This window comes from Martelella sp. FLE1502, assembly GCF_053484255.1.
The window spans coordinates 155,080-174,676 of record NZ_JBAKFQ010000005.1; the positions used below are offsets into that span (position 1 = coordinate 155,080).

21 protein-coding genes are annotated in these 19,597 nt (G+C 63.3%); 10 read left to right on the forward strand and 11 right to left on the reverse strand.

Going from position 1 to position 19,597, the window contains the following annotated elements; genetic code table 11:
• Positions 1–92: 92 nt before the first annotated feature.
• The 3 genes from V6767_RS06735 to V6767_RS06745 all read right to left on the reverse strand — a co-directional run bounded on the left by V6767_RS06735 (position 93) and on the right by V6767_RS06745 (position 1,543).
• Positions 93–596: an invasion associated locus B family protein gene (locus V6767_RS06735; protein ID WP_448472750.1), complete on the reverse strand. Its 504-nt coding sequence runs from the start codon at positions 594–596 to the stop codon at positions 93–95.
• 224 nt (positions 597–820) lie between these two features.
• Positions 821–1,198, reverse strand: a complete 378-nt coding sequence (locus V6767_RS06740; protein ID WP_448472751.1) for a YkvA family protein — start codon at positions 1,196–1,198, stop codon at positions 821–823.
• Positions 1,199–1,237: 39 nt separating this feature from the next.
• Positions 1,238–1,543, reverse strand: a complete 306-nt coding sequence (locus V6767_RS06745) for a 4a-hydroxytetrahydrobiopterin dehydratase (RefSeq protein WP_448472752.1) — start codon at positions 1,541–1,543, stop codon at positions 1,238–1,240.
• A gap of 47 nt (positions 1,544–1,590) precedes the next feature.
• Here V6767_RS06745 and V6767_RS06750 point away from each other — a divergent pair, with 47 nt between their 5' ends.
• Positions 1,591–2,061, forward strand: coding sequence for a low molecular weight protein-tyrosine-phosphatase (locus tag V6767_RS06750; protein ID WP_448472753.1), 471 nt, complete (start codon positions 1,591–1,593; stop codon positions 2,059–2,061).
• Here V6767_RS06750 and thpR read toward each other — a convergent pair.
• Together thpR and V6767_RS06760 are read right to left on the reverse strand one after the other, a co-directional pair.
• Positions 2,013–2,606 carry an RNA 2',3'-cyclic phosphodiesterase gene (gene thpR, locus V6767_RS06755; RefSeq protein WP_448472754.1) on the reverse strand — a complete coding sequence of 198 codons (594 nt, stop codon included), beginning with the start codon at positions 2,604–2,606 and terminating at the stop codon, positions 2,013–2,015. The two genes, V6767_RS06750 and thpR, sit on opposite strands and share 49 nt — an antisense overlap.
• Positions 2,607–2,671: 65 nt before the next feature.
• Complete coding sequence (locus tag V6767_RS06760; protein WP_448472755.1) at positions 2,672–3,325, reverse strand: arylesterase; 654 nt, start codon at positions 3,323–3,325, stop codon at positions 2,672–2,674.
• Between the two features lie 104 nt (positions 3,326–3,429).
• Between V6767_RS06760 and V6767_RS06765 the strand changes: the two genes are divergently transcribed.
• Positions 3,430–4,122, forward strand: coding sequence for an ABC transporter ATP-binding protein (locus tag V6767_RS06765; protein WP_448472756.1), 693 nt, complete (start codon positions 3,430–3,432; stop codon positions 4,120–4,122).
• Positions 4,119–6,668 (forward strand): ABC transporter permease, encoded by a 2,550-nt coding sequence (locus V6767_RS06770; RefSeq protein ID WP_448472757.1) that lies wholly within the window; start codon positions 4,119–4,121, stop codon positions 6,666–6,668. Before V6767_RS06765 ends, V6767_RS06770 begins: the two co-directional genes overlap by 4 nt.
• 18 nt (positions 6,669–6,686) lie before the next feature.
• Here the strand turns inward: V6767_RS06770 and V6767_RS06775 are convergent, their stop codons facing one another.
• Positions 6,687–6,890, reverse strand: a complete 204-nt coding sequence (locus V6767_RS06775; RefSeq protein ID WP_230721072.1) for a YqaE/Pmp3 family membrane protein — start codon at positions 6,888–6,890, stop codon at positions 6,687–6,689.
• Positions 6,891–7,167: 277 nt separating this feature from the next.
• Between V6767_RS06775 and V6767_RS06780 the strand changes: the two genes are divergently transcribed.
• The 5 genes from V6767_RS06780 to phnN all read left to right on the forward strand — a co-directional run bounded on the left by V6767_RS06780 (position 7,168) and on the right by phnN (position 11,401).
• Positions 7,168–7,923 (forward strand): Bax inhibitor-1/YccA family protein, encoded by a 756-nt coding sequence (locus V6767_RS06780; protein ID WP_448430730.1) that lies wholly within the window; start codon positions 7,168–7,170, stop codon positions 7,921–7,923.
• A gap of 347 nt (positions 7,924–8,270) precedes the next feature.
• A complete protein-coding gene (locus V6767_RS06785) occupies positions 8,271–8,804 on the forward strand; it encodes an N-acetyltransferase family protein (protein WP_448472758.1) in 534 nt (177 codons plus the stop codon).
• Positions 8,805–8,935: 131 nt separating this feature from the next.
• Positions 8,936–9,691: a DUF1045 domain-containing protein gene (locus V6767_RS06790; protein ID WP_448472759.1), complete on the forward strand. Its 756-nt coding sequence runs from the start codon at positions 8,936–8,938 to the stop codon at positions 9,689–9,691.
• A complete protein-coding gene (locus V6767_RS06795) occupies positions 9,688–10,827 on the forward strand; it encodes an alpha-D-ribose 1-methylphosphonate 5-triphosphate diphosphatase (RefSeq protein WP_448472760.1) in 1,140 nt (379 codons plus the stop codon). The genes V6767_RS06790 and V6767_RS06795 overlap by 4 nt, the downstream gene beginning before the upstream one ends.
• Before the next feature lie 22 nt (positions 10,828–10,849).
• Positions 10,850–11,401: a phosphonate metabolism protein/1,5-bisphosphokinase (PRPP-forming) PhnN gene (gene phnN / locus V6767_RS06800; RefSeq protein ID WP_448472761.1), complete on the forward strand. Its 552-nt coding sequence runs from the start codon at positions 10,850–10,852 to the stop codon at positions 11,399–11,401.
• Between the two features lie 3 nt (positions 11,402–11,404).
• Here the strand turns inward: phnN and V6767_RS06805 are convergent, their stop codons facing one another.
• The 3 genes from V6767_RS06805 to V6767_RS06815 all read right to left on the reverse strand — a co-directional run bounded on the left by V6767_RS06805 (position 11,405) and on the right by V6767_RS06815 (position 14,219).
• Positions 11,405–12,490 (reverse strand): 2Fe-2S iron-sulfur cluster-binding protein, encoded by a 1,086-nt coding sequence (locus V6767_RS06805; protein ID WP_448466327.1) that lies wholly within the window; start codon positions 12,488–12,490, stop codon positions 11,405–11,407.
• 1 nt (position 12,491) lies between these two features.
• On the reverse strand, positions 12,492–13,736 hold the full coding sequence (locus tag V6767_RS06810; protein WP_448472762.1) for an aromatic ring-hydroxylating oxygenase subunit alpha: 1,245 nt from the start codon (positions 13,734–13,736) through the stop codon (positions 12,492–12,494).
• 114 nt (positions 13,737–13,850) lie between these two features.
• Positions 13,851–14,219, reverse strand: coding sequence for a RidA family protein (locus V6767_RS06815; RefSeq protein ID WP_448472763.1), 369 nt, complete (start codon positions 14,217–14,219; stop codon positions 13,851–13,853).
• 67 nt (positions 14,220–14,286) lie between these two features.
• Between V6767_RS06815 and V6767_RS06820 the strand changes: the two genes are divergently transcribed.
• A complete protein-coding gene (locus V6767_RS06820) occupies positions 14,287–15,270 on the forward strand; it encodes an L-threonylcarbamoyladenylate synthase (RefSeq protein WP_448472764.1) in 984 nt (327 codons plus the stop codon).
• The gene (locus tag V6767_RS06825) at positions 15,271–16,695 is read left to right on the forward strand and encodes an FAD-binding oxidoreductase (protein WP_448472765.1); all 1,425 of its coding nucleotides are present in this window, start codon (positions 15,271–15,273) and stop codon (positions 16,693–16,695) included.
• A gap of 25 nt (positions 16,696–16,720) precedes the next feature.
• Here V6767_RS06825 and V6767_RS06830 read toward each other — a convergent pair whose 3' ends face one another.
• Both V6767_RS06830 and V6767_RS06835 read right to left on the reverse strand, forming a co-directional pair.
• Positions 16,721–18,130: an MATE family efflux transporter gene (locus tag V6767_RS06830; protein ID WP_448472766.1), complete on the reverse strand. Its 1,410-nt coding sequence runs from the start codon at positions 18,128–18,130 to the stop codon at positions 16,721–16,723.
• Positions 18,131–18,689: 559 nt separating this feature from the next.
• Positions 18,690–19,508, reverse strand: coding sequence for an aspartyl/asparaginyl beta-hydroxylase domain-containing protein (locus tag V6767_RS06835; protein ID WP_448472767.1), 819 nt, complete (start codon positions 19,506–19,508; stop codon positions 18,690–18,692).
• Positions 19,509–19,597: the final 89 nt, after the last annotated feature.

The following is a 19,597-nucleotide window of genomic DNA, read 5'->3' on the forward strand; positions in this document are numbered from 1 at the left end:
CCGGCGATTCCACTGATGATTTCCTCGAAGTCTGCCGCCGAAATGCAAAAAACCCGGCCGGAGCCGGGTTTCTGGCGTCAGTCAGCGCGCGATCAGTTGCAGGTGCTGATCTTGTTCAGCGCCGCGGTGATGCCGATCAGGGAATAGGTGTGGGACGTCTTGGTGCCGCGGGCGGAGGTGGCGTCCACCTCCATGGTGCGGCCGGCCTTCATGGCGGCCACCAGCGTCGGCTCCTGCGCGGCGTTTTCAAGCCAGCCGCCCTTGCCCTTGTGATACATCGGGAAGCTCTTGCCATCGACCACGACATCAATTGTCGAGCCTTCCTTGAGGGTGAAGCCCATCATCGCCTGCGGTTCGAGCGAAACGTTCTGGCCCGGATATTTGGTCACGACGAAGAAATTGTCGCCGTGATCGACATTGGCCGGCTCCTTCTTGGCCGGCACCGAAAGGGCGTAACACACCTTCCCGGCATCCGACTGGTAGGAATAGGCGACCCATGCGTCGAATTTCTGGATGGGCGTCGGCGTCTGCGCGGAAGCGATCGAGGCGCCGGTGAATAGAAGTACCAGTACGAGGACGATTCTTTTTGCAAACATGTGATCCTGCCGATTTTCTCTGCTTTGGGCCGGTCGCGGCACCATAAAGATGCGCGCCCCGCGACTTTGAGACTTGTCCAAATACATACGCAAGCGAGGTTACCAAAATCTCAACACCGAAACGGTTTCCGGCCTGGTCTCGCGCATGTGCGTCCTGACGATTATGCCACGACAAATGCCGCCAATCACGGCAAGATTGCGGCAGAGGGCGGATCGAATTCCAATCAGGTCTCGCGCATCACCGTCAGCGCCGAATCCGCGCGTTCATAATGCTCCTCGCCGATATTCCTGCGGATCATCGTGAGCGCGGTGGTCAGCACCGCCAGATCGTCGGTAAAGCCGACGAACAGGAAGATATCCGGGATGAGATCGGCGGGCATGATGAAATAGGCAAGCGCCGCATAAAGCACCACCCGCGCGCCGAGCGGCGTGTTGCGGTCGGTGGCGCAGTAATAGGCGGCCACAGCATCGCGGGCGAAGGGAATACGCGCCGCCGTGCGGGTCAGCTTGCGCCAGAAGCCCTCGCGCACGATCCGCTCGTTTTCGGCCTGCGTCTCCTCGTCGCCCGGCTCAAGAATGTCGCCATATTTGATATCGCTCATGACAAACTCCCTGTTACCGGCGATATAGGGCGTATGCGCTCAAATGCCATAGCGCCGGGCCGCCGCATCCATGATCTTCGACATTTCGATGTCGCGGGCGGAAACGCCGCCGGAGGAATGGGTGGTCAGCGACACGCCGACCCTGTTATAGACATTGTTCCAGGAGGGATGATGATCGAGCCGCTCGGCGGCAAGGGCGCATTCGCTCATGAAGGCGAAGGCCTCGCGAAAGTCGGCGAACTTGAAATCGCGGGTGATCGCAGTCTCGTCTTCGGCAAGCGCCCAGCCCTCGCGCGCGTCAAGCGCTGTGCTCAGTTCTTCAGGTTCCAGTCGGGTGTCATCCATGGCATCCTCCATTTCGACAGTACCATTCATGAAATTGCGTAAACATCATGGCACAACCGCATAAACACGCCGTCCTGTTCGTCTGCAGCGGCAATATCTGCCGCTCTCCGCTGGCCGAGGGCCTGTTCGCCCAGCTTGCAAAAGACGCCGGGCGGCTTGACGAATTCAGGCTGGATTCCGCCGGCATCGGCAGTTGGCACCAGGGCGAGCTGCCCGATCCGCGCTCACGGGCGACGGCGATCCGCCACGGCTTCGATATCGCAAATCAGCGCGCCCGCCAGATCACCCGGCAGGATTTCAACCGGTTCTCGCTGATCCTCGGCATGGATTTCAACAATGTCACGGCGCTGAACCGCCTCGCCGGCCCCGACCCGGAAGCGACCGTGGCGCTGTTCAGCGACTATGCGCTCGGCCGGCGCGAAGAGATCCCCGACCCTTATTACGATGAGGAAGACGGGTTCGAGACCGTCTACCACATGCTGTTGGCGGGCTGCCAGTCGCTGCTGTCGAAGCTGTAGGCATCCATCGGATCGTAGAGATCGAACGCCTCCTCGACCTTGTAGGGCCCGCCGCCGACTGAATCGCGCGACGACATCAGTACGAAGCGCCCGACCGTGAACGGCAGCGTCTGGAAATTGCCGCGCGCGGCCAGGTAATCGACGACATCGGACACCTTGGCGCCGCGCAGCCGCGCCAGCGTGACATGCGGCATGAACTTGCGCGGATCGGCCTTCACCCCGAGCCTCTGACAGATGCGGTCGATATCGGCCTGCAGCGCGAAAAGCCCTGGCGAGGGCGACACCCCGGCCCAGATCGAATGCGGCTTCTTGGAGCCGAAATGGCCGGTTCCGGCGAGGCTGAGGCGAAAAGACGGACGCTCGATCCGGTCAAGCCAGTGGACGACCTCGTCTGCGGTGCGGAAGTCGACATCGCCGATGAACCGCAAGGTGATGTGGTAGTTCTCCACATCGATCCAGCGGGCCCCGGGCAGGCCGCCGCGCAACAGCGAAAGACTTAACGCCTGTTCGCGCGGGATTTCGAGGGCGGTGAAAATTCTCGGCATGGCGAGCTCCCCGAATCTGCTAGTCGTAACCTCAGCGAATCATTTAACCCGCCGCGAGGCAAGCGTTAATTTGATTGTCCCCCGCTCTGTGGCCTGATCGACCGGATGAAGGCCTCGACGCTGGGCAGGGTGTTTTCGACCATCACGTCCACGCCCGCCGCATTGGGATGCATGCCGTCGGCAAGCTGATATTCGGCATGGGTGGCGACGCCATCGAGGAAGAAAGGATAGAGCTCCAGCCCGTATTCACTGGCGAGTTCGGGGTAGATCGCGTTGAAGTCCGCGCCATAATCGGCGCCCATGTTCGGCGGCGCCATCATGCCCATCAGCATCACCGGAATTTCGCGGTCCTGAAGCCGCTTGATGATCGTCGACAGGTTTTCGGCGGCCTGATCCGGCGAAAGGCCGCGCAGCGCATCGTTGGCGCCAAGCTCCAGGATCACGGCATTGGCGCTGTCGGGCACGGACCAGTCGAGCCGGGCCAGCCCGCCGCTGGTGGTATCGCCCGAAACGCCGGCATTGGTGATCGCGACATCGTAGCCGGCCTCCTTGAGCGCGGTTTCAAGCTTTGACGGGTAATCCTCGCCGGGCGCGAGTTCGTAGCCGGCGACCAGACTGTCGCCGAGCACGACGATTTCGAGCGGCGTTTCGGCGCTTGCCGAGGCGCCGGAGAGCGCAAGAGCGGCAAAAACAATCGGCGCTGTCGCTTTTAATCGCATGGTCGAACTCCTAAATCCAGTTTTCTACCCGGTCCATCGGGACCGATGCTGCGTATTCCTTTATGTGTTGAGCCAAGCGTCGAATTTCAAAGCGGGAAGCGAATTTGTCCGAAAATCTGATTGCACTTGAAGACGCCCACCTGACCCTAGGCAGGGGCACCGCCGCCGTTCATGTGCTGAAAGGCATGTCGCTTGATATCGGAAAAGGCGAATCCGTCGGCATTCTCGGGCCCTCCGGCTCCGGCAAGTCGACGCTCTTGATGGTGATCGCCGGTCTCGAACGGCTCGACAGCGGCGAAATCACCATTCTCGGCACCCCTTTGTCCGGCCTTTCGGAAGATGCGCTTGCCGCCTTTCGGGGCGAGAATATCGGCATCGTGTTCCAGTCCTTCCACCTGATCGCCAACATGACAGCGCTTGAAAACGCCGCAATCCCGCTGGAGCTTGCCGGCAAGCGCGACGCCTTCGAGCGCGCCCGCGCCGCCCTTGAGAGCGTCGGCCTCGGCCATCGCCTCAGCCATTATCCGGGCCAGCTTTCCGGCGGCGAGCAGCAGCGGGTAGCGATTGCCCGCGCGCTTGCCCCCGAACCGGCGGTGCTGATCGCCGACGAGCCGACCGGCAATCTCGATGGCGATACCGGCGCGCAGATTGCCGATCTTCTGTTTGCGCGCCAGCGCGAAATGGGCACCACGCTTGTGCTGGTGACCCATGACGCAACGCTTGCCGCGCGCTGCGACCGGCAGGTCCATGTCCGCTCCGGCGAGATCGTTTCCCCCGCCGGGCTTGCCGCGCAATGAGGCAAAACCGGCTCAACCTTCTCCTCGCGCTGAAATTTGCGCTGCGCGAAATGCGCGGCGGGCTTTCGGGCTTCTACATCTTTCTCGCCTGCATCGCGCTTGGCGTGGCCGCGATCGCCGCCGTCAACTCGGTGTCCGACGCCGTCAATGCCGGGATTGCCGAACGCGGCCGCGAGATTCTGGCCGCCGATATCCGCTTCGAACGCGACAACGAGCCGCTTTCCGGCGATGCGCTCACCTGGATCGAGGCCCTGGGACCGATGTCGCAATCGGTGACGATGCGATCGATGACGCGGCTGCCGGATGGCTCCGACCAGTCTCTGGCGGAAATCAAGGCCGTTGACGGGGCCTATCCGCTCTATGGCGAAGTCATTTCCGAGCCCGCCATGCCCGTCCGCGAGGCGCTTGCAGAGACCGATGGCCGATACGGCGTTCTGATCGCGCCGCTCCTGGCGGAACGGCTGGGGCTTGCCCCCGGCGACAGCCTTCTGCTCGGCAATGCCGAACTCACCGTATCCGGCACGCTGGTTCAGGAGCCCGACGCGTTGTCGGAAGGCTTTGCGTTTGCCCCGCGCATCCTGATCAGCCGGGACGCGCTCGACGCCTCGGGCCTCGTCCAGATCGGCAGCCTTGCCGAATACGGCTACCGTGTGCGGCTCGCCGATCCGTCGACAACGCCGGAGACGGTAAAGACCGAGGCGGAAGAAAAATTCCCGGATACCGGCTGGCAGATCCGCACCAGCGACCGCGCCGCCCCCTCGCTCAGCGAGAATGTCGACCGGCTGTCGGAATTCCTGACGCTTGTCGGCCTCGCCACGCTGATCACCGGCGGCGTCGGGATCGCCAATGCCGTCAGCGCCTATCTTGAGAGCCGCCGCCGCGCGATCGCCGCCTTTAAGTGCATGGGCGCGCCGGCCGATATGGTGGTCGCGATCTACTTCCTGCAGATCATGCTGGTCGCGCTGATCGGGATTGCGATCGGCCTCGTCTTCGGGGCCATCATACCGCTGATTGCGCTGCCGCTGCTCTCCTCGCTGCTCGAAATCGCGATCCCCGCCGGCATCTTCCCTCTCGCGCTGGCGCTTGCGGCGCTGTTCGGCATCCTGACGGCACTTGCCTTCGCGATCCTGCCGCTCGCCGCCGCCCGCAACGTGCCGGCGACCGCGCTGCTGCGCGAACACAGTTTCGACGAGGGCGGCCGCCCGGCATGGCCGTTCCTGGCGGCCACCGGGGTGACGCTGGCTCTGCTTGCGGCACTTGCGATCTTCACCGCCGAGGAGCGCTTCGTCGCGGCCGTGTTCCTTGCCTCCGTCGCCGGCGCCTTCGTGGTGCTGCGGCTGGTGGCGATCGCGATCAAATGGCTGGCCGCGAAGGCTCCGCGCCCGCATGCACCGTCGCTCAGGCTCGCGGTCGGCAATATCCACCGCCCCGGCGCGCTGACGGGCTCGGTCGTGCTGTCGCTCGGCCTCGGGCTCACGCTCCTGGTCGGCCTCGCGCTGATCGACGGCAATCTCAACCGCGAGCTTTCGCGCTCACTGCCGGAACGCGCGCCGGATTTCTTCTTCGTCGATATCCAGGGCAGCGAGGTCGACGGCTTCAAGGCGCTGATCGACGAGGAAGCGCCCGATGGCGAACTGGCGCTGGTGCCGATGCTGCGCGGCCGCATCCTGAGCCTCAACGACACACGGGCGAGCGAATGGGAAGCCCCTTCGGAAGATGCCAAATGGGTGCTCAGAGGCGATCGCGGTATCACCTATGACGCCGACCTGCCGGAAAACTCGACGCTGGCCGAGGGCGAATGGTGGCCGGAGGATTACAGCGGCGATCCGCTGGTGTCGTTCTCGGCCGAAGAAGGCCAGGAGCTCGGCCTCAAGCTCGGCGATATCGTGACCATCAGCGTGCTCGGCCGCGATATCACCGCGACGATCGCCAATTTTCGCAACGTCGAATGGGATTCGCTGTCGATCAATTTCGTGATGGTGTTTTCACCCAACACCTTCGCCGGCGCGCCGCATGCCTGGCTCGCCACCCTCACCGATCCGGGCTCCGACACCGCCAAGAACGCTGACATCCTGGGCGCCGTCACCCGCGCCTTCCCGACCGTCACCACGATCGAAGTAAAAGCGGCCCTTGAAATTGCCGGCGATCTCGTCAGCCAGCTTGCGACCGCGATCCGGGCGGCGGCGGCCATCGCGCTGATCGCCTCGGTGCTGGTGCTTTCCGGCGCGCTGGCTGCCGGCAACCGCCGGCGCGGCCATGACGCGGTGGTGATGAAGACGCTGGGCGCGACCCGGCCGGCGCTGATCCGGGCCTTCGTCTATGAATATCTGCTGCTGGGGCTTGCAACCGGCGTCTTCGCGCTTGCCGCCGGTTCGGCCGCGGCATGGTATGCGCTGACGAAGATCATGATGCTGCCCTTCGCCCTGCTGCCGGCCGTGGCGCTTGCGACCGTGATCGGCGCGGTGATCGTCACCGTCGCCATCGGCCTTGCCGGCACCTGGCATCTCCTTGGCCAGAAGCCCGCGCTCTATCTGCGCGAGCTTTGAGGGCCTGGAGAAACGGGACTATTTGTCGCGGCGGAGCGCGTCCATCAGTTCGGCGTTGCGGCGGTCGGCCCAGTAGTTCTGGACGGCGAACAGGGCCCAGAGCGCGGCGACCGGCCAGCCGATCAGGGTGATCTGAAGGATCAGGCAGATGATTCCCGAAAACGGTTTGCCGATGGTGAAAAACGAAAGCCACGGCAGAATGACGGCGATGAAATAGCGCATGAATATCCTCTTATATTGCGTTCGGCATTATTGCCGGATGGAGGGGCTTTGCAGGAGAAATGGTGCTTGCGATAGCGGTTTTGCAGGCCGCCGGCGCGTTTCTTACGAAAAATTGAGGATTTGCCGACGGATTCCAAACGGATATGCCTTGTATCGCGTTGCCATTCCCCTCATATTATCGCCAGGCTTGCTGGAGCCCCCCAGCGGCGCCTGGGCTGTCGCCTTTGCGGCGATGCCCGACACCGTGAACAACGAGGGGCTTTTTTAGAGGAACTCAATGGCTGATCTTCGCAACTATCAGAACCACGCTCAGGCGGGAGCCCAGGCGAGTGCTGAAATCGATCAGGGACTGCGCGCCTACATGCTGCGCGTCTACAATCTCATGGCTCTTGGCCTCGTGATCACCGGCATCGCGGCTTTTGGAATCTTCACGGCCTCGGTATCGGGCGATGCCAGCGGCCAGGTTCAGCTTACCCAGTTCGGTCAGGTCATGTACGCCTCGCCGCTGAAGTGGCTCGTCATGTTCGCCCCGCTGATCGCCTTCTTCTTCCTGGCGTTCCGCATCAACAAGATGAGCGTCGCCGCCGCCCAGACCGCGTTCTGGGTCTATGCCGGGCTGACCGGTATTTCGCTGTCGACGATCTTCCTGGTTTATACCGGCCAGAGCATCGTCCAGACCTTCTTCATCACCGCGGCCTCGTTTGGCGCGCTGTCGCTTTACGGCTACACCACCAAGCGTGATCTGTCGGCGATGGGCTCGTTCATGGTGATCGGCCTGTTCGGCATCATCATTGCCATGATCGTCAACATCTTCCTGCAGTCGAGCGCGCTCGGCTTCGCGATCTCGGTTCTCGGCGTGCTGATCTTCGCCGGCCTGACCGCTTGGGACACGCAGAAGATCAAGGAAATGTATTATGAAGGCGACGGCCACGAAGTTGCCGGCCGCAAGGCGGTTATGGGCGCGCTGACGCTCTACCTCGACTTCATCAACATGTTCCTGTTCCTGCTGCGCCTGCTCGGCAACCGGAACTAAGCCGGTTGATAATGGAATAGTGATCGAGGCGGCTTTCGAGCCGCCTCTGCTTGTTTATAAACGTCTCCCACATTCCGGGTCATCCTCGGGCTTGACCCGAGGATCCAGGCCGCCCGGCAAAGTCTTGCTATTAATCTTTGCAAATTCAGTGGCGTAACTGCCTGGATGCTCGGATCAAGTCCGAGCATGACGCAAGAACGAAGGGCCGATGACAGACGATGGTCAAAGCTTGGCGCTTTGTCAGCAGTCTGAAGGCGGCTTTCGGGCCGCCTTTTTCATGCCCGCTTCCATGAGGAGGGTAAGCGGATTATCGTTATCGCATCCCTCCAACCGCCGCGACCGAGACCATGACCGTAACCCTCCGCCCTGCCGCACCCGCCGACCTTACCGCGATCACCGAAATCTATGCCGAATGCGTGCTGAACGGCGTCGCGAGCTATGAGCTGGAGCCGCCGGGCCGGGACGAAATGGAAGCGCGGATGACCGCGATCACCGCCGCCCATTACCCCTATCTCGCCGCCATCGAGGGCGACCGCGTGATCGGCTATGCCTATGCCAGCGCCTTCCGCACGCGGCCTGCCTATCGCTGGCTGGTCGAAAACTCGGTCTATCTCTCTCCGGAAGCGCGCGGCAAGGGCGTCGGCAAAAGCCTGCTTTCGCGGCTGATTGAGGAATGCGAACAGCGCGGCTTCCGCCAGATGGTCGCCGTCATCGGCGGGGCCAGCCCGGCCTCGATCGCGCTTCATACAGCGCTCGGCTTCACCGAGGCCGGCCGGCTGACGGGCACCGGCTTCAAGCACGACAAATGGTTGGACACCGTGTTCATGCAGCGCCCGCTTGGCGAGGGGAACCGGAGCGACCCGCTGCCATTATCGCTTTGACCGCGTGTGACATCGCCGCCGGCGGAACCTTCCGCTCGGGCCGCGCATTGAAGAAGACGGGACGCCTTGCAAAGACGGACGAATCCCTGCACTTTCCTCATCCTCCCTTCATTTCGGGCAAGGAAAACGATTTGCGCTACGCCATCTATTTCACTCCCGCCATCGACCATCCCTTGACGATTGCCGCCAGCCGCTGGCTCGGCTACGACGCCTTTGCCGGTGAGGAACGGCCGTTTCCAGACAGTATCGCGCTCGCCGCCGGCCGGATGAGCGCCGTGACGGCGGCGGCCGCCCGCTACGGCTTCCACGCCACGCTGAAGGCGCCGTTCCGGCTTGCCGACAATGCCACGCCGGCAGCGCTGGAGGCCGCCTTCGACGTGTTCTGCCGCAAGCACAGCCCGTTCGACATACCCGAACTGAAACTCGGCAAGCTCGGCAAGTTTCACGCCCTTGTTCCGGCTGGAGAAAGCCAGATGCTGCAGGATTTCGCCGCCGATGTGGTGCGCTATTTCGAGCCGATGCGCGCGCCGCTCGCCAATGAAGAGATCGCGCGGCGCAAGCCGGAGGAACTGAGCGAGACCGAGCGCGACAATCTGGAGCGCTGGGGCTATCCATATGTCTTCGATGACTTCCGCTTCCACATGACGCTGACGGGGCCGGTGACGGGCACTGACATGCATGTGATCGAGACCGCGATCGAGGATCATTTCGCCCCCTTTGTCGGCAAGCCGCTTGAAATTTCCGGCCTCGGGCTGTTCATGGAGGAGCGGCGCGGCGCGCCATTCGTCATCCGTCGCTGGCAGCCGCTGACAGGCGGCCAAACCACGCTTTTCGGGGCCGAAGAGACAGGTACGAGCGAGACTGGGGCCGGAGAAACCGAGGAATGAGCGCCGAAACCGTTTTCACCAATGCGCGGATCGTGCTTGAGGACGAGATCGTGCATGGCGCGCTCCTGGCGCGCGACGGCGAAATCGTTGACATCTCGGGACACCCGACCCGACATGGCGACGACATGGAGGGCGACTATCTGATCCCCGGGCTGATCGAGCTTCATACCGACCACCTCGAAGGCCATTATGCGCCGCGTCCCGGTGTGCGCTGGGACAAGATCGCGGCCGTCCAGGCCCATGACGGCCAGATCATCGCGTCGGGCATCACCACCGTTTTCGACTGCCTGCGCATGGGCTCCGATAATACCGACGGCTTCGATCTCGGCGAGATGCGCGACATGGCCGACGCGATCCAGCAGGCCGAGCGCGAGAACCGGCTGAAGGCCCAGCATTTCCTGCATCTGCGCTGCGAAGTTTCCGCAGCCAACGTCATGGAGCATTTCGCCGGCTTCGAGAATGATCCGCATGTCAGGCTGACATCGCTGATGGACCATGCGCCCGGCCAGCGGCAGTTCACCGATCTTTCCCAATACGAGCTTTTCTACAAGCCGAAGCGCGGGCTTTCCGATGAGGCGTTCGCCGCCTTCGTCGCGGAGCGTCAGGGCCAGTCGGAAAAATATGCCGGGCGGCACCGGCAGATGATTTCTGAACACTGCGCCGCCCGCGGCATCGCGATTGCCAGCCACGACGACGCCACGCTTGCCCATGTGGAAGAGGCGATCGGCCACGGCGTTGCGGTCGCCGAGTTTCCGACGAGTCTCGAGGCCGCCAACGCCTCGCACAAGGCTGGAATGTCGGTGCTGATGGGCGCGCCCAATGTGGTGCGCGGCAAGTCGCATTCCGGCAATATCGCCGCCCGCGATCTCGCCGAACGCGGCGTGCTCGATGTGCTATCATCGGATTACGTGCCCTTCAGCCTGCTCTATGCTCCGTTCATCCTCGCCGATACGATCGAAACGATCAGCCTGCCGCGCGCGCTCCAGATGGTGACGGCGACGCCGGCGAGGGCCGTGAAGCTCGACGATCGCGGACGGATCGCGCCGGGGCTGAGGGCCGATCTGGTGCGCGTCCACCGCCCCGCCGGCGCGCCTGTGACACGCGCGGTCTGGCGGGCGGGCAAGCGGGTGGCCTGACCGGATGGCAGAGCCGGGCAGGATGATTGTCGTAGTCGGCCCGAGCGGAGCGGGCAAGGACAGCGTGATCAACTACGCAGCTACCGTCCTTCGAAGCCATCCGCGCTTTGCCGTGGTGCGGCGCGTAATCACCCGGCCGAGCGACCACGACAGCGAGATCCACGAGACCATGACACCGGACGCCTTCGCGGCAAAAAAGGCTGTGGGCGACTTTGCGGTTTCATGGTCCGCCCATGGGCTGGACTACGGCATACCGGCCGAACACCGCGCCTTCGTCGCCAATGGCGGGGTGGCGCTCTGCAACGGTTCGCGCAAGGCGCTCGATGATTTCCGCTCGGCCTTTGCCCGACTCACCGTGGTCAACGTCACTGCCCGGCCTGAAATCCTTGCTGCGAGACTTGCCGCGCGCGGCCGCGAAAGCGCCGAACAGATTGCCGCCCGCCTCGCCCGCTCGACCATGGCGGTTCACGGCGATTTCGACGTGGTGACGATCGACAACTCCGATGCGCTTGAAACCGCCGGCGATCGGCTGGTCGCGCTTATCAGAGAAAGCCTCGAGGCAGACGAAGTCTGATCCTCAGGCCTCCACCTCGACATCGGTCAGCGGACGGGAGCAGCAGGCGAGGATATAGCCCTCCTCGATCTCGTCATCGAGAATGCCGCCATTGTGCTGCATGTCGACCTTGCCGGATTTGCACATGGTGCGGCAGGTGCCGCAGATGCCGCTCTCGCAGGCGGCGGGGATGCGGACGCCGGCATTGCGGGCGGTCTGCAGGATCGTGAAGCCGGGCGGCACCTCGGCGCGCACGCCCGAATCGGCGAATTCGATCACCAGCCGCCTGTCCTCGTCCGCGCTCTCGCCCACAAAGACCGCCGGCGTCGGCGCTTCCGGCTTGAAGGTCTCCTGGAAATAGTTGTTTTCCATGTCGAAGCTGGAGCTTTCAAGCGAATCCCGGACCGTCGCCATGAACGGATCCGGGCCGCAGCAGAACACCCGACGCTCAAGAAAATCCGGCACCAAGAGCGCGATCTTGGCGCGGTCGATAAAGCCCTTCAGCCCGGACCAGAGCTGGGTGCGCTCCAGCTCGGTGACGATGAAGCCGAGATTGAAGAACGGCATGTAGCGCGCCTTGTACTCCAGCTCCCAGCGGAAGATGATGTCGTTGGGCGAGCGGGCGCAGTGGATGAAGGCAATATCGGTATCGGGATCGCGGTCGCCGAGATCGCGCGTCATCGACATCATCGGCGTGATCCCCGAGCCCGCCGAGATGAACAGGTATTTCTCCGCCGGCTTGGTGACATAGGAGAAGTCCCCAAGCGGGCCGATCGCCTTCAGCTTCATGCCCGGATGCAGGTTCTCGAACATCCAGCGCGTGCCGATGCTGTCCTTCTGCGCCTTCACCGTCACGGCGATGGTAAAGGGACGGGTCGGGCTGGAGGAGATCGTGTAGGTCCTGAGGATCGGCTCGGGACCAACAGGAAGTTCCAGCGTGATATACTGGCCCGGCATATAGCGGAACCAGATATTCTCCTGCTCCGCCTTGAAGGTGAAGGTCATCACGTCGGGCGCTTCCGGCGTCCAGGCCACGCATTCGAGCATATGCTCGCGGCCATTCCACGGCACCATCTCGTCGATATGCTTGAAGGGCTGCGGCTTGATCATGTCAGGCAACGATCGACAGCGGCGCGGCGGTGTCGGAAAGCCGCGAAATCGAAGTGTTCGCGTACCATTCGACGAACTGCATCACGCCGCCCTCATCCTCTTCGCAATAGGGGCCGGGCTCATAGGCGGGCGAGCGGATGCCGCGCGCGTTCTCTTCCACGATCTGGCGGTCCTGGTCGTTGGTGAAGGTCCAGACATGGGTGAGTTCCTCGAGATCGTAATCGATGCCCTCGACCGCGTCCTTCGGCACCATCCAGGTGGTGGTGACCTCGGTTTCCTCCGGCCCGAGCGGCAGCACGCGGAAGGAAATCGCGTGATCGCCCAGGAAATGGTTCCAGGTGGTGGGGTAATGAAACAGAAGCAGCGTGCCGATGCTGGCTGCAGCCGTTTTTGGCCCCATCGGCTTCCTGACCGCGCGCTGGCCCGACATGGTGTAGCTTTCCGCGCCGGCGATCAACGGCATGCGGGCAATGCGAAACTGGCCATCGGGATTGAGGAAGAACCTTGCCTCCAGCCCCGCCGCCTCGCAATGCGCCCAATGCGCCTGGATTTCCGGATCATCCATCATCCCCTGCACGCCGGAGACGGAGGCGGCCTCGGGATAGGTGCGGCAAAGCTCCGGGTGATTGGCGGCGCAGTGATAGCACTCGCGATTGTTTTCCCAGACGAGCTTCCAGTTGCCCTTCTCGACGATCGAGCTCTTGAAGGCGACCTTGGTCTCGCGGATGTTATGCGGCGCGATATAGGGCGTGATCTTCTCCCTCAGCGGCGCGATATCGGGCGCGTCATCGGCGAGGCAGATGAAGATATAGCCCTCGATGCTCTCGCAATGCACCGGCTTCAGCCCGAATTGCGCCTTGTCGAAATCCTCGCCCATGTGGCGGACATATTGCAGCGAGCCGTCGAGATCATAGGTCCACTGGTGATAGGGACAGACGAGCTTGGCGGTAGTGCCCTTTTCCGCGGAGCAGACGCGCGAGCCGCGATGGCGGCAGGAATTGTGCAGCGCCCGGATTTGCTTGTCGCGCCCGCGCGTGAGGATCACCGAATAATCGCCGATCTGGATCGTCAGGTAATTGCCCGGACGCGGCAGTTCGCAATCATGGGCGACGAACAGCCAGTCGCGATAATAGAAATTCTCCATGTCGACGCGGAAATAATCCGGGTCGGTATAAAACGGCCGGGCGAGCGTGAAACCGTCGCGGCGGTTCTTCAGCTCTTCCAGCATCTTCTGGCGTATCGTCATGGCGGCCTCCGGGGCGAAGACGGGCAATAATTTTCATTTAATCACCCGCGCCCTTCGGCATGCATTCCATTCACGACATGACTTTCGGAAAAGACGACACGCGTCTTTTGCCCGTCACCCGCGCGCCAGCGCCGTGACTTCGATCTCGATCCGGTATTTCGGGTCGATCAGGCCGCATTCGATCATGGTCGCCGCCGGCGGGTTGTCGCCGAAGGTTTTCGCCAGCAGCGGCCAGCAGACCTCGAAATCCGGCGCATGCGGCAGGTAGTAGGTGACCCGCACGACATCGGCAAAGCTCGAGCCGGCCTCTACGAGCGCCTTTTCGATCGCCGCCAATGCCGAGCGGCACTGGCCCTCCACATCGGCCGGAATATCGGCGCCCTGTGCAGTGGTGCCCGCCACATGCACGAAGCCGCCCGCGACCACGGCGCGGCAATAGCCGATCTTCTTCTCGTAAATTCCGCCCGAGAAAATCCGTCGCATTAGAAAATCCTTTGTTCCGCGTTTGGGTTGTTTTAAACGATGATGGAACAGGAAGGGCGGGAATACCATGGCGCGGATCATCGACATCAGCCGGGAAGAAGAGCTTGCGCTGACGGAGGGCCGACAGTTGCTGGTCGCGGGCGAGCTGGTCGCGATCCCGACCGAAACCGTCTACGGCCTTGCCGGCGACGCCACCGACGCCCAAGCGATCGCGAAAATCTACGCCGCCAAGAACCGGCCATCCTTCAATCCGCTGATCTGCCATATGGCCGACCTTGCGATGGCGGAGCGCTTTGCCGCGTTCTCGCCGCTTGCGCGCGAACTTGCCGAGGCCTTCTGGCCGGGTCCGCTGACGCTGGTGCTGCCGCTGAAGCCGGATGCGGGCATCGCAACCGCAGCCACCGCCGGGCTTTCCACGGTCGCCGTCCGGGTGCCGCGCGGCTTCGCCGGCCGGCTGATCGCCGAAACCGGCCGCCCACTTGCCGCCCCGAGCGCCAACCGCTCCGGCCGGCTGAGCCCGACCACGGCGCATCATGTGGAGGCCGATCTCGGCGACCGGTTGCAACTGATCATCGATGCCGGGCCCGCGATCGTCGGGGTCGAATCAACGATCCTCAAGGTCGATGGCGAGACCATCACCCTTCTGAGGCCGGGCGGCATCCCTGCCGAGGCGGTCGAACGGCTGACGGGACTTTCGGTGACGCGGCCCGCCAGCCCCGGTGCGATCGAAGCTCCCGGCATGATGACCTCGCATTACGCGCCGAACGCCGCCGTCCGCCTCAATGCCACCCATGTCGAACCCGGCGAGGCGCTGATCATGTTCGGCGCGCCCGAGATCGACAATGCCGCGGCCGCCCATGTCACGCTGCAGCTCTCCAAGACCGCAGACACCGCGGAGGCTGCAAGCCGGCTCTATGACGTGATGAAACAGGCCGATCTGAGCGGCGCCAGCGCGATCGCCGTGACGCCCATTCCCCATGATGGCATCGGCGAGGCGATCAACGACCGGCTCGCCCGCGCCGCGGCCCCCCGCCCCAAGGACTACGACTGAATGCCCGGCCCTGAGAAAGACCTGATCGCTCGCTTTACCGATATCGTCGGCGCAAGCCACGCCCTGACCGAGCTCGACGACATCGCGCCCTATCTCACCGAAACCCGCGGGCTCTACCACGGCGCGACGGCGCTTGTGCTGAAGCCGGGCTCGACCGCCGAGGTCGCCGCGATCATGAAGCTTGCGAGCGAAACGAAAACCCCGGTGGTGCCCGCCTCCGGGCGCACCGGCCATGTCGGCGGCGCGGTTCCGCGCGAAGAGGGCTGCGACATCGTGCTCTCACTGGAGCGCATGACCACAATCCGCAAGATCGATGCAGCCGGCAACTTCATGGTGGTCGATGGCGGCGTGATCCTTGCCGAGGCGCAAAAGGCGGCGGCCGACAACGACCGGCTGTTTCCGCTGTCGCTCGGCTCCGAAGGCTCGGCGCGCATCGGCGGCAATCTTGCGACCAATGCCGGCGGCACGGCCGTGCTTGCCTATGGCAATATGCGCAATCTCTGCCTCGGCCTTGAAGTCGTGCTGCCCACCGGCGAGATCTGGAACGGCCTGCGCTCGCTGAAGAAGGACAACACCGGCTACGATTTGCGCGACCTGTTCATCGGCGCGGAAGGCACGCTCGGCATCATCACCGGCGCGGTGCTGAAGCTGTTCCCCCGCCCGAAAGGCCATCAGGTGGCCTTTGCCGGGGTCGCCTCCCCGGAAAAGGCGCTGGCGCTGTTCAATCTCGCCGCAGATCGTTGCGCCTCCGCGCTGACCGGCTTCGAGCTCATGGCCGAGATGGCCTTCGCCTTCACGGTCAAGCATACCGAGGGCGCGCGTAACCCGCTGTCGGCGACTTATCCCTGGTACACGCTGATCGATGTTTCGACCTCTGACAGCCAGGAATCTGCCGACGCCATGATTACGGCATTGCTGGAAGAGGCGTTCGAGCAGGGGCTGATGGAAGACGCCGTGATCGCCAAGTCCGAGGCCGAAATGGCCGAACTCTGGCATATGCGCGAAACCATGTCGGAGGCGCAGAAGCCGGAGGGCGGCTCGATCAAGCACGATGTCTCGGTGCCCGTCTCCGCCGTACCCGCCTTCCTGCACGAGGCGGATGCGGCAGTGATGGCGGCCGTGCCGGGCGCGCGCATCTGCGCCTTCGGTCATCTCGGCGACGGCAATATCCACTACAACATCTCGCAGCCGGAAGGCGCCGACAAGGCCGCCTTCCTAGCTCGCTGGGGCGAGGTCAACGCAATCGTCCACGCGATCGTGCTCGCCCATGGCGGCTCGATTTCCGCCGAGCACGGCATCGGCCGCCTGAAGCGCGACGAACTGGCGCGCATTCGCGAGCCGATCGAGATCGAGCTGATGCAGCGGATCAAGAAGGCCTTCGATCCCGCCGGCATCATGAACCCGGACAAGGTCTTGAAGGCCTGATACGCGCCCGCAGCTTCGAGGCGGCTCAGGCCGCTTCTGCCGCGATCGTAGTTTCCCGGTTTCCGTAAAACAGGCCGAGCCGCGCCCTGCGCCGGTTCAGCCACAGCACCGTGATCGCGATCGCCAACATGCCGAGATCGCTTGTCGGCGCCGCCATCCACAAGCCCGTCTCGCCGAAGATGAACGGCAGGATGAAGATCAGCGGCAGAGTGAACACATAGGTCCGCCCGAGCGTGATCGCCGCCGCCCTGGTGGCCATGCCGAGCGCCTGGAAATAGCCGGCAAGCACCATCAGCGGCGCGACGAGGACGTAAGCCGCCGTCACGATCCGCACGATGTGGACTGCCTCGGCGATCACCGCCGGGTCGGTGACGAACAGCGCGGCGATCGGCCTTGCCCCGACGATAAAGGCAAGCTCGACGGCAAACCCGTAGCCAAGCCCCGTGGCGAGGCCCACCAGAAGCGTCCGGTCCGAGCGGCCGAACAGATGCGCGCCGAAATTATTGCCGACGATCGACTGGCAGGCGAAGTTCAGCCCCAGGAGCGGCAGAAAGGCAAAGGTCAGAAGCCGCGAGGCGATGCCATAGGCGGCGATCGCGATATCGTGGTTGTCGCCGCTCCAGATGCCGATGCCGATAATGTAGCAGCCGGCCGAAAGACTGGTGCCGGCAAGCCCGAGAGAGGGCGGCAGGCCGAGCGCGAGAATGCGCGGCCATGCCTCCATCAGCCGGTGACCGGTGCGGCGCGCGAGCGCAAGCGGGGTGCGGCCGGAAAGCCTGAGCCAGATGACGACGCCCATGGCGACGGTCTGCGCCGCCAGCGTGCCGATCGCCGATCCGGCAACGCCCCAGCCAAGGCCGGCGATCAAGACATAGTTGAAGCCGATATTGGCGAGCGTGACCAGAACGCCGATCCCGGCCATCACCCCCGGCTTGCCCTCGGAGCGCAGGGCATCGCCCTGAATCGAGATCACGAATTGCAGCGGACTGCCGAAAATCACGAATGCCAGATAGGTCTTCGCCATCGAAGCAAGCCCGGCATCACCCTCCGAAAACCAGTCGACGAGCCTGACGCCGAGCGTGAGATAGAATGCCATCAGCAGCACGGCCACAACCAGCGACAGCATCATCGCGGATTGCAGCACCGCCTGCGCGCCGTCATCATCGCCGGCGCCGAGCCGTCGCGCCAGAATGGAGGCCATGCCGGAGGACACCAGCGTCGACAGCGCCGCCACCGCCATGAAGATCGGAAAGACCAGCGTGACGGCCGCGAGCGCGCGGGGACCGACGAGCAGGCCGAGAAAAATCGCGTCGACGATGGTGTAGAGCCCGCTGACAAGCATCAGCAGAACGATGGGCGCGGCGGTTCTCAGAAACAGCGGCCCGACCGGGCCCAGAAGATAAGGATTCGCGCGGGGCGAAGCGACATCAGACATTTTCGTTGCCCTTCAAGGACACTCATGCCGCCGGAACGGCCACGCACGGTACCCGCATTGCCTTATGCTTCGAGTGTCGCTGGAGAAACGAAAAACCGAAGATCGGACTGACTTCACCATCGCCGTTTCGGCGCGCGGGCGGCAGGCGTCAGCAGCCGCGCGCAATTAGCCCGCGTGATGGCCGCAAGTCAAGCGGGCGGACACGCAGACCGGGTTGCCTTTCGTCTCACGCGTCTGCGGGCCGCTACGGTTTGTACGATTTCAGTGAACTTCCGGGAGTCGTTATTCTCAAAACCTCTCAGCCAACAATCTCCCCCCTTGAGGGGGAGATGTCGCGAACGCGACAGAGAGGGGTAAAGGGCGTAAGCCCTAAAAGCCGCAAACACCGTGCTCTCGGAGAGGGTTCACCCCTCTCTGCCCCTGTCGGGGCATCTCCCCCTCAAGGGGGGAGATTGTTTGCCGGGGGGGCGAGGCTTTGGCAGGAACTACGAGTTCCGAGCACCATCGCAGCGTCTGAAATACGTGTCCTGCGAGTCCAGAAAGCCAACAAACCCCTTCCTCACGGCCGGTTGCGGAGCGCCTCGGCCTCGGCGTAGAACTTCTTTTCCCAGTCCTTGTGGTTATCCAGCCCCTCGCGGATGAAGGGCGTGAACACGGCGAGGTTCATCAGCATCCAGTTGACCATTTTGGCCGGGAAACGGGTCGGCTTGACGAAATCGACGAACAGCACCACGCGGGTCTTGTCGGTGTGGTTCCAGGCCTCGTGCTCATAGGCATCGTCGAAGATCAGCACCTTGCCCTCTTCCCAGTGGCAGATCTGGTCCTTGACGCGGATGGCGAGCTGATCGGGCTCGGCCTCGGGCACGATCATGCCGAGATGGAGGCGCAGCACGCCGTTATAGGGGCCGCGATGGGCCGGCAGGTGCTTGCCGGGCTCGAAGATCGAGAACATCACCGTGGTGAGGCCGGGGATCTTCTGCATCGCCTCCCAGGTCTTCGGGCAGGCCTTGATGTTCTGCTCCGATTTCAGCCCGTAGCCGAGCAGGAAGAAGGTCTTCCAGTGATTGTCGTCGGAGATCGTCTTCACATCGGTCGAGATGTCCTGAAAGCTTGGCAGCTCCGACTGGCGCAGCAATATCTTGTCGAGTTCGGCGCGAATTGCGGGCGCTGCCGCCTCGACCTCCTTCGACCACGGGAAGGTGGCATTGTCATAGACCGGCGGATTGCCGTGGATGGCATATTTCAGATTGAGCTTTTCGGCGCAGTTGACGATGCCCATGAAGAAACGGGTCACCGCGCTCGGCCGATCCATTGGCGTGATGCCCTCGGTGCCGAAGGTCTGGCCGTGACCGGCGGTTTCACTCTCTGCTTTTGCCATGATGCCCCTCTTTGATGCTGCGCGTTGGACCTTCCTGCACGCGTTCAGCATAACATTGTAACGAAAAAGGAAAAAGTGCGGCGGCAAGG

Bases quoted from the DNA above. Each gene is read 5' to 3' on its own strand.
- thpR (WP_448472754.1), bottom strand. From the start codon at position 2,606: ATGCCGAGAATTTTCACCGCCCTCGAAATCCCGCGCGAACAGGCGTTA.
- V6767_RS06785 (WP_448472758.1), top strand. From the start codon at position 8,271: ATGACCGTAACCCTCCGCCCTGCCGCACCCGCCGACCTTACCGCGATC.
- V6767_RS06760 (WP_448472755.1), bottom strand. From the start codon at position 3,325: ATGCGATTAAAAGCGACAGCGCCGATTGTTTTTGCCGCTCTTGCGCTC.
- V6767_RS06780 (WP_448430730.1), top strand. From the start codon at position 7,168: ATGGCTGATCTTCGCAACTATCAGAACCACGCTCAGGCGGGAGCCCAG.
- V6767_RS06835 (WP_448472767.1), bottom strand. From the start codon at position 19,508: ATGGCAAAAGCAGAGAGTGAAACCGCCGGTCACGGCCAGACCTTCGGC.
- V6767_RS06735 (WP_448472750.1), bottom strand. From the start codon at position 596: ATGTTTGCAAAAAGAATCGTCCTCGTACTGGTACTTCTATTCACCGGC.
- V6767_RS06810 (WP_448472762.1), bottom strand. From the start codon at position 13,736: ATGACGATACGCCAGAAGATGCTGGAAGAGCTGAAGAACCGCCGCGAC.
- V6767_RS06740 (WP_448472751.1), bottom strand. From the start codon at position 1,198: ATGAGCGATATCAAATATGGCGACATTCTTGAGCCGGGCGACGAGGAG.
- V6767_RS06805 (WP_448466327.1), bottom strand. From the start codon at position 12,490: ATGATCAAGCCGCAGCCCTTCAAGCATATCGACGAGATGGTGCCGTGG.
- V6767_RS06820 (WP_448472764.1), top strand. From the start codon at position 14,287: ATGGCGCGGATCATCGACATCAGCCGGGAAGAAGAGCTTGCGCTGACG.
- V6767_RS06745 (WP_448472752.1), bottom strand. From the start codon at position 1,543: ATGGATGACACCCGACTGGAACCTGAAGAACTGAGCACAGCGCTTGAC.
- V6767_RS06770 (WP_448472757.1), top strand. From the start codon at position 4,119: ATGAGGCAAAACCGGCTCAACCTTCTCCTCGCGCTGAAATTTGCGCTG.
- V6767_RS06750 (WP_448472753.1), top strand. From the start codon at position 1,591: ATGGCACAACCGCATAAACACGCCGTCCTGTTCGTCTGCAGCGGCAAT.
- V6767_RS06775 (WP_230721072.1), bottom strand. From the start codon at position 6,890: ATGCGCTATTTCATCGCCGTCATTCTGCCGTGGCTTTCGTTTTTCACC.
- V6767_RS06795 (WP_448472760.1), top strand. From the start codon at position 9,688: ATGAGCGCCGAAACCGTTTTCACCAATGCGCGGATCGTGCTTGAGGAC.
- phnN (WP_448472761.1), top strand. From the start codon at position 10,850: ATGATTGTCGTAGTCGGCCCGAGCGGAGCGGGCAAGGACAGCGTGATC.
- V6767_RS06815 (WP_448472763.1), bottom strand. From the start codon at position 14,219: ATGCGACGGATTTTCTCGGGCGGAATTTACGAGAAGAAGATCGGCTAT.
- V6767_RS06825 (WP_448472765.1), top strand. From the start codon at position 15,271: ATGCCCGGCCCTGAGAAAGACCTGATCGCTCGCTTTACCGATATCGTC.
- V6767_RS06830 (WP_448472766.1), bottom strand. From the start codon at position 18,130: ATGTCTGATGTCGCTTCGCCCCGCGCGAATCCTTATCTTCTGGGCCCG.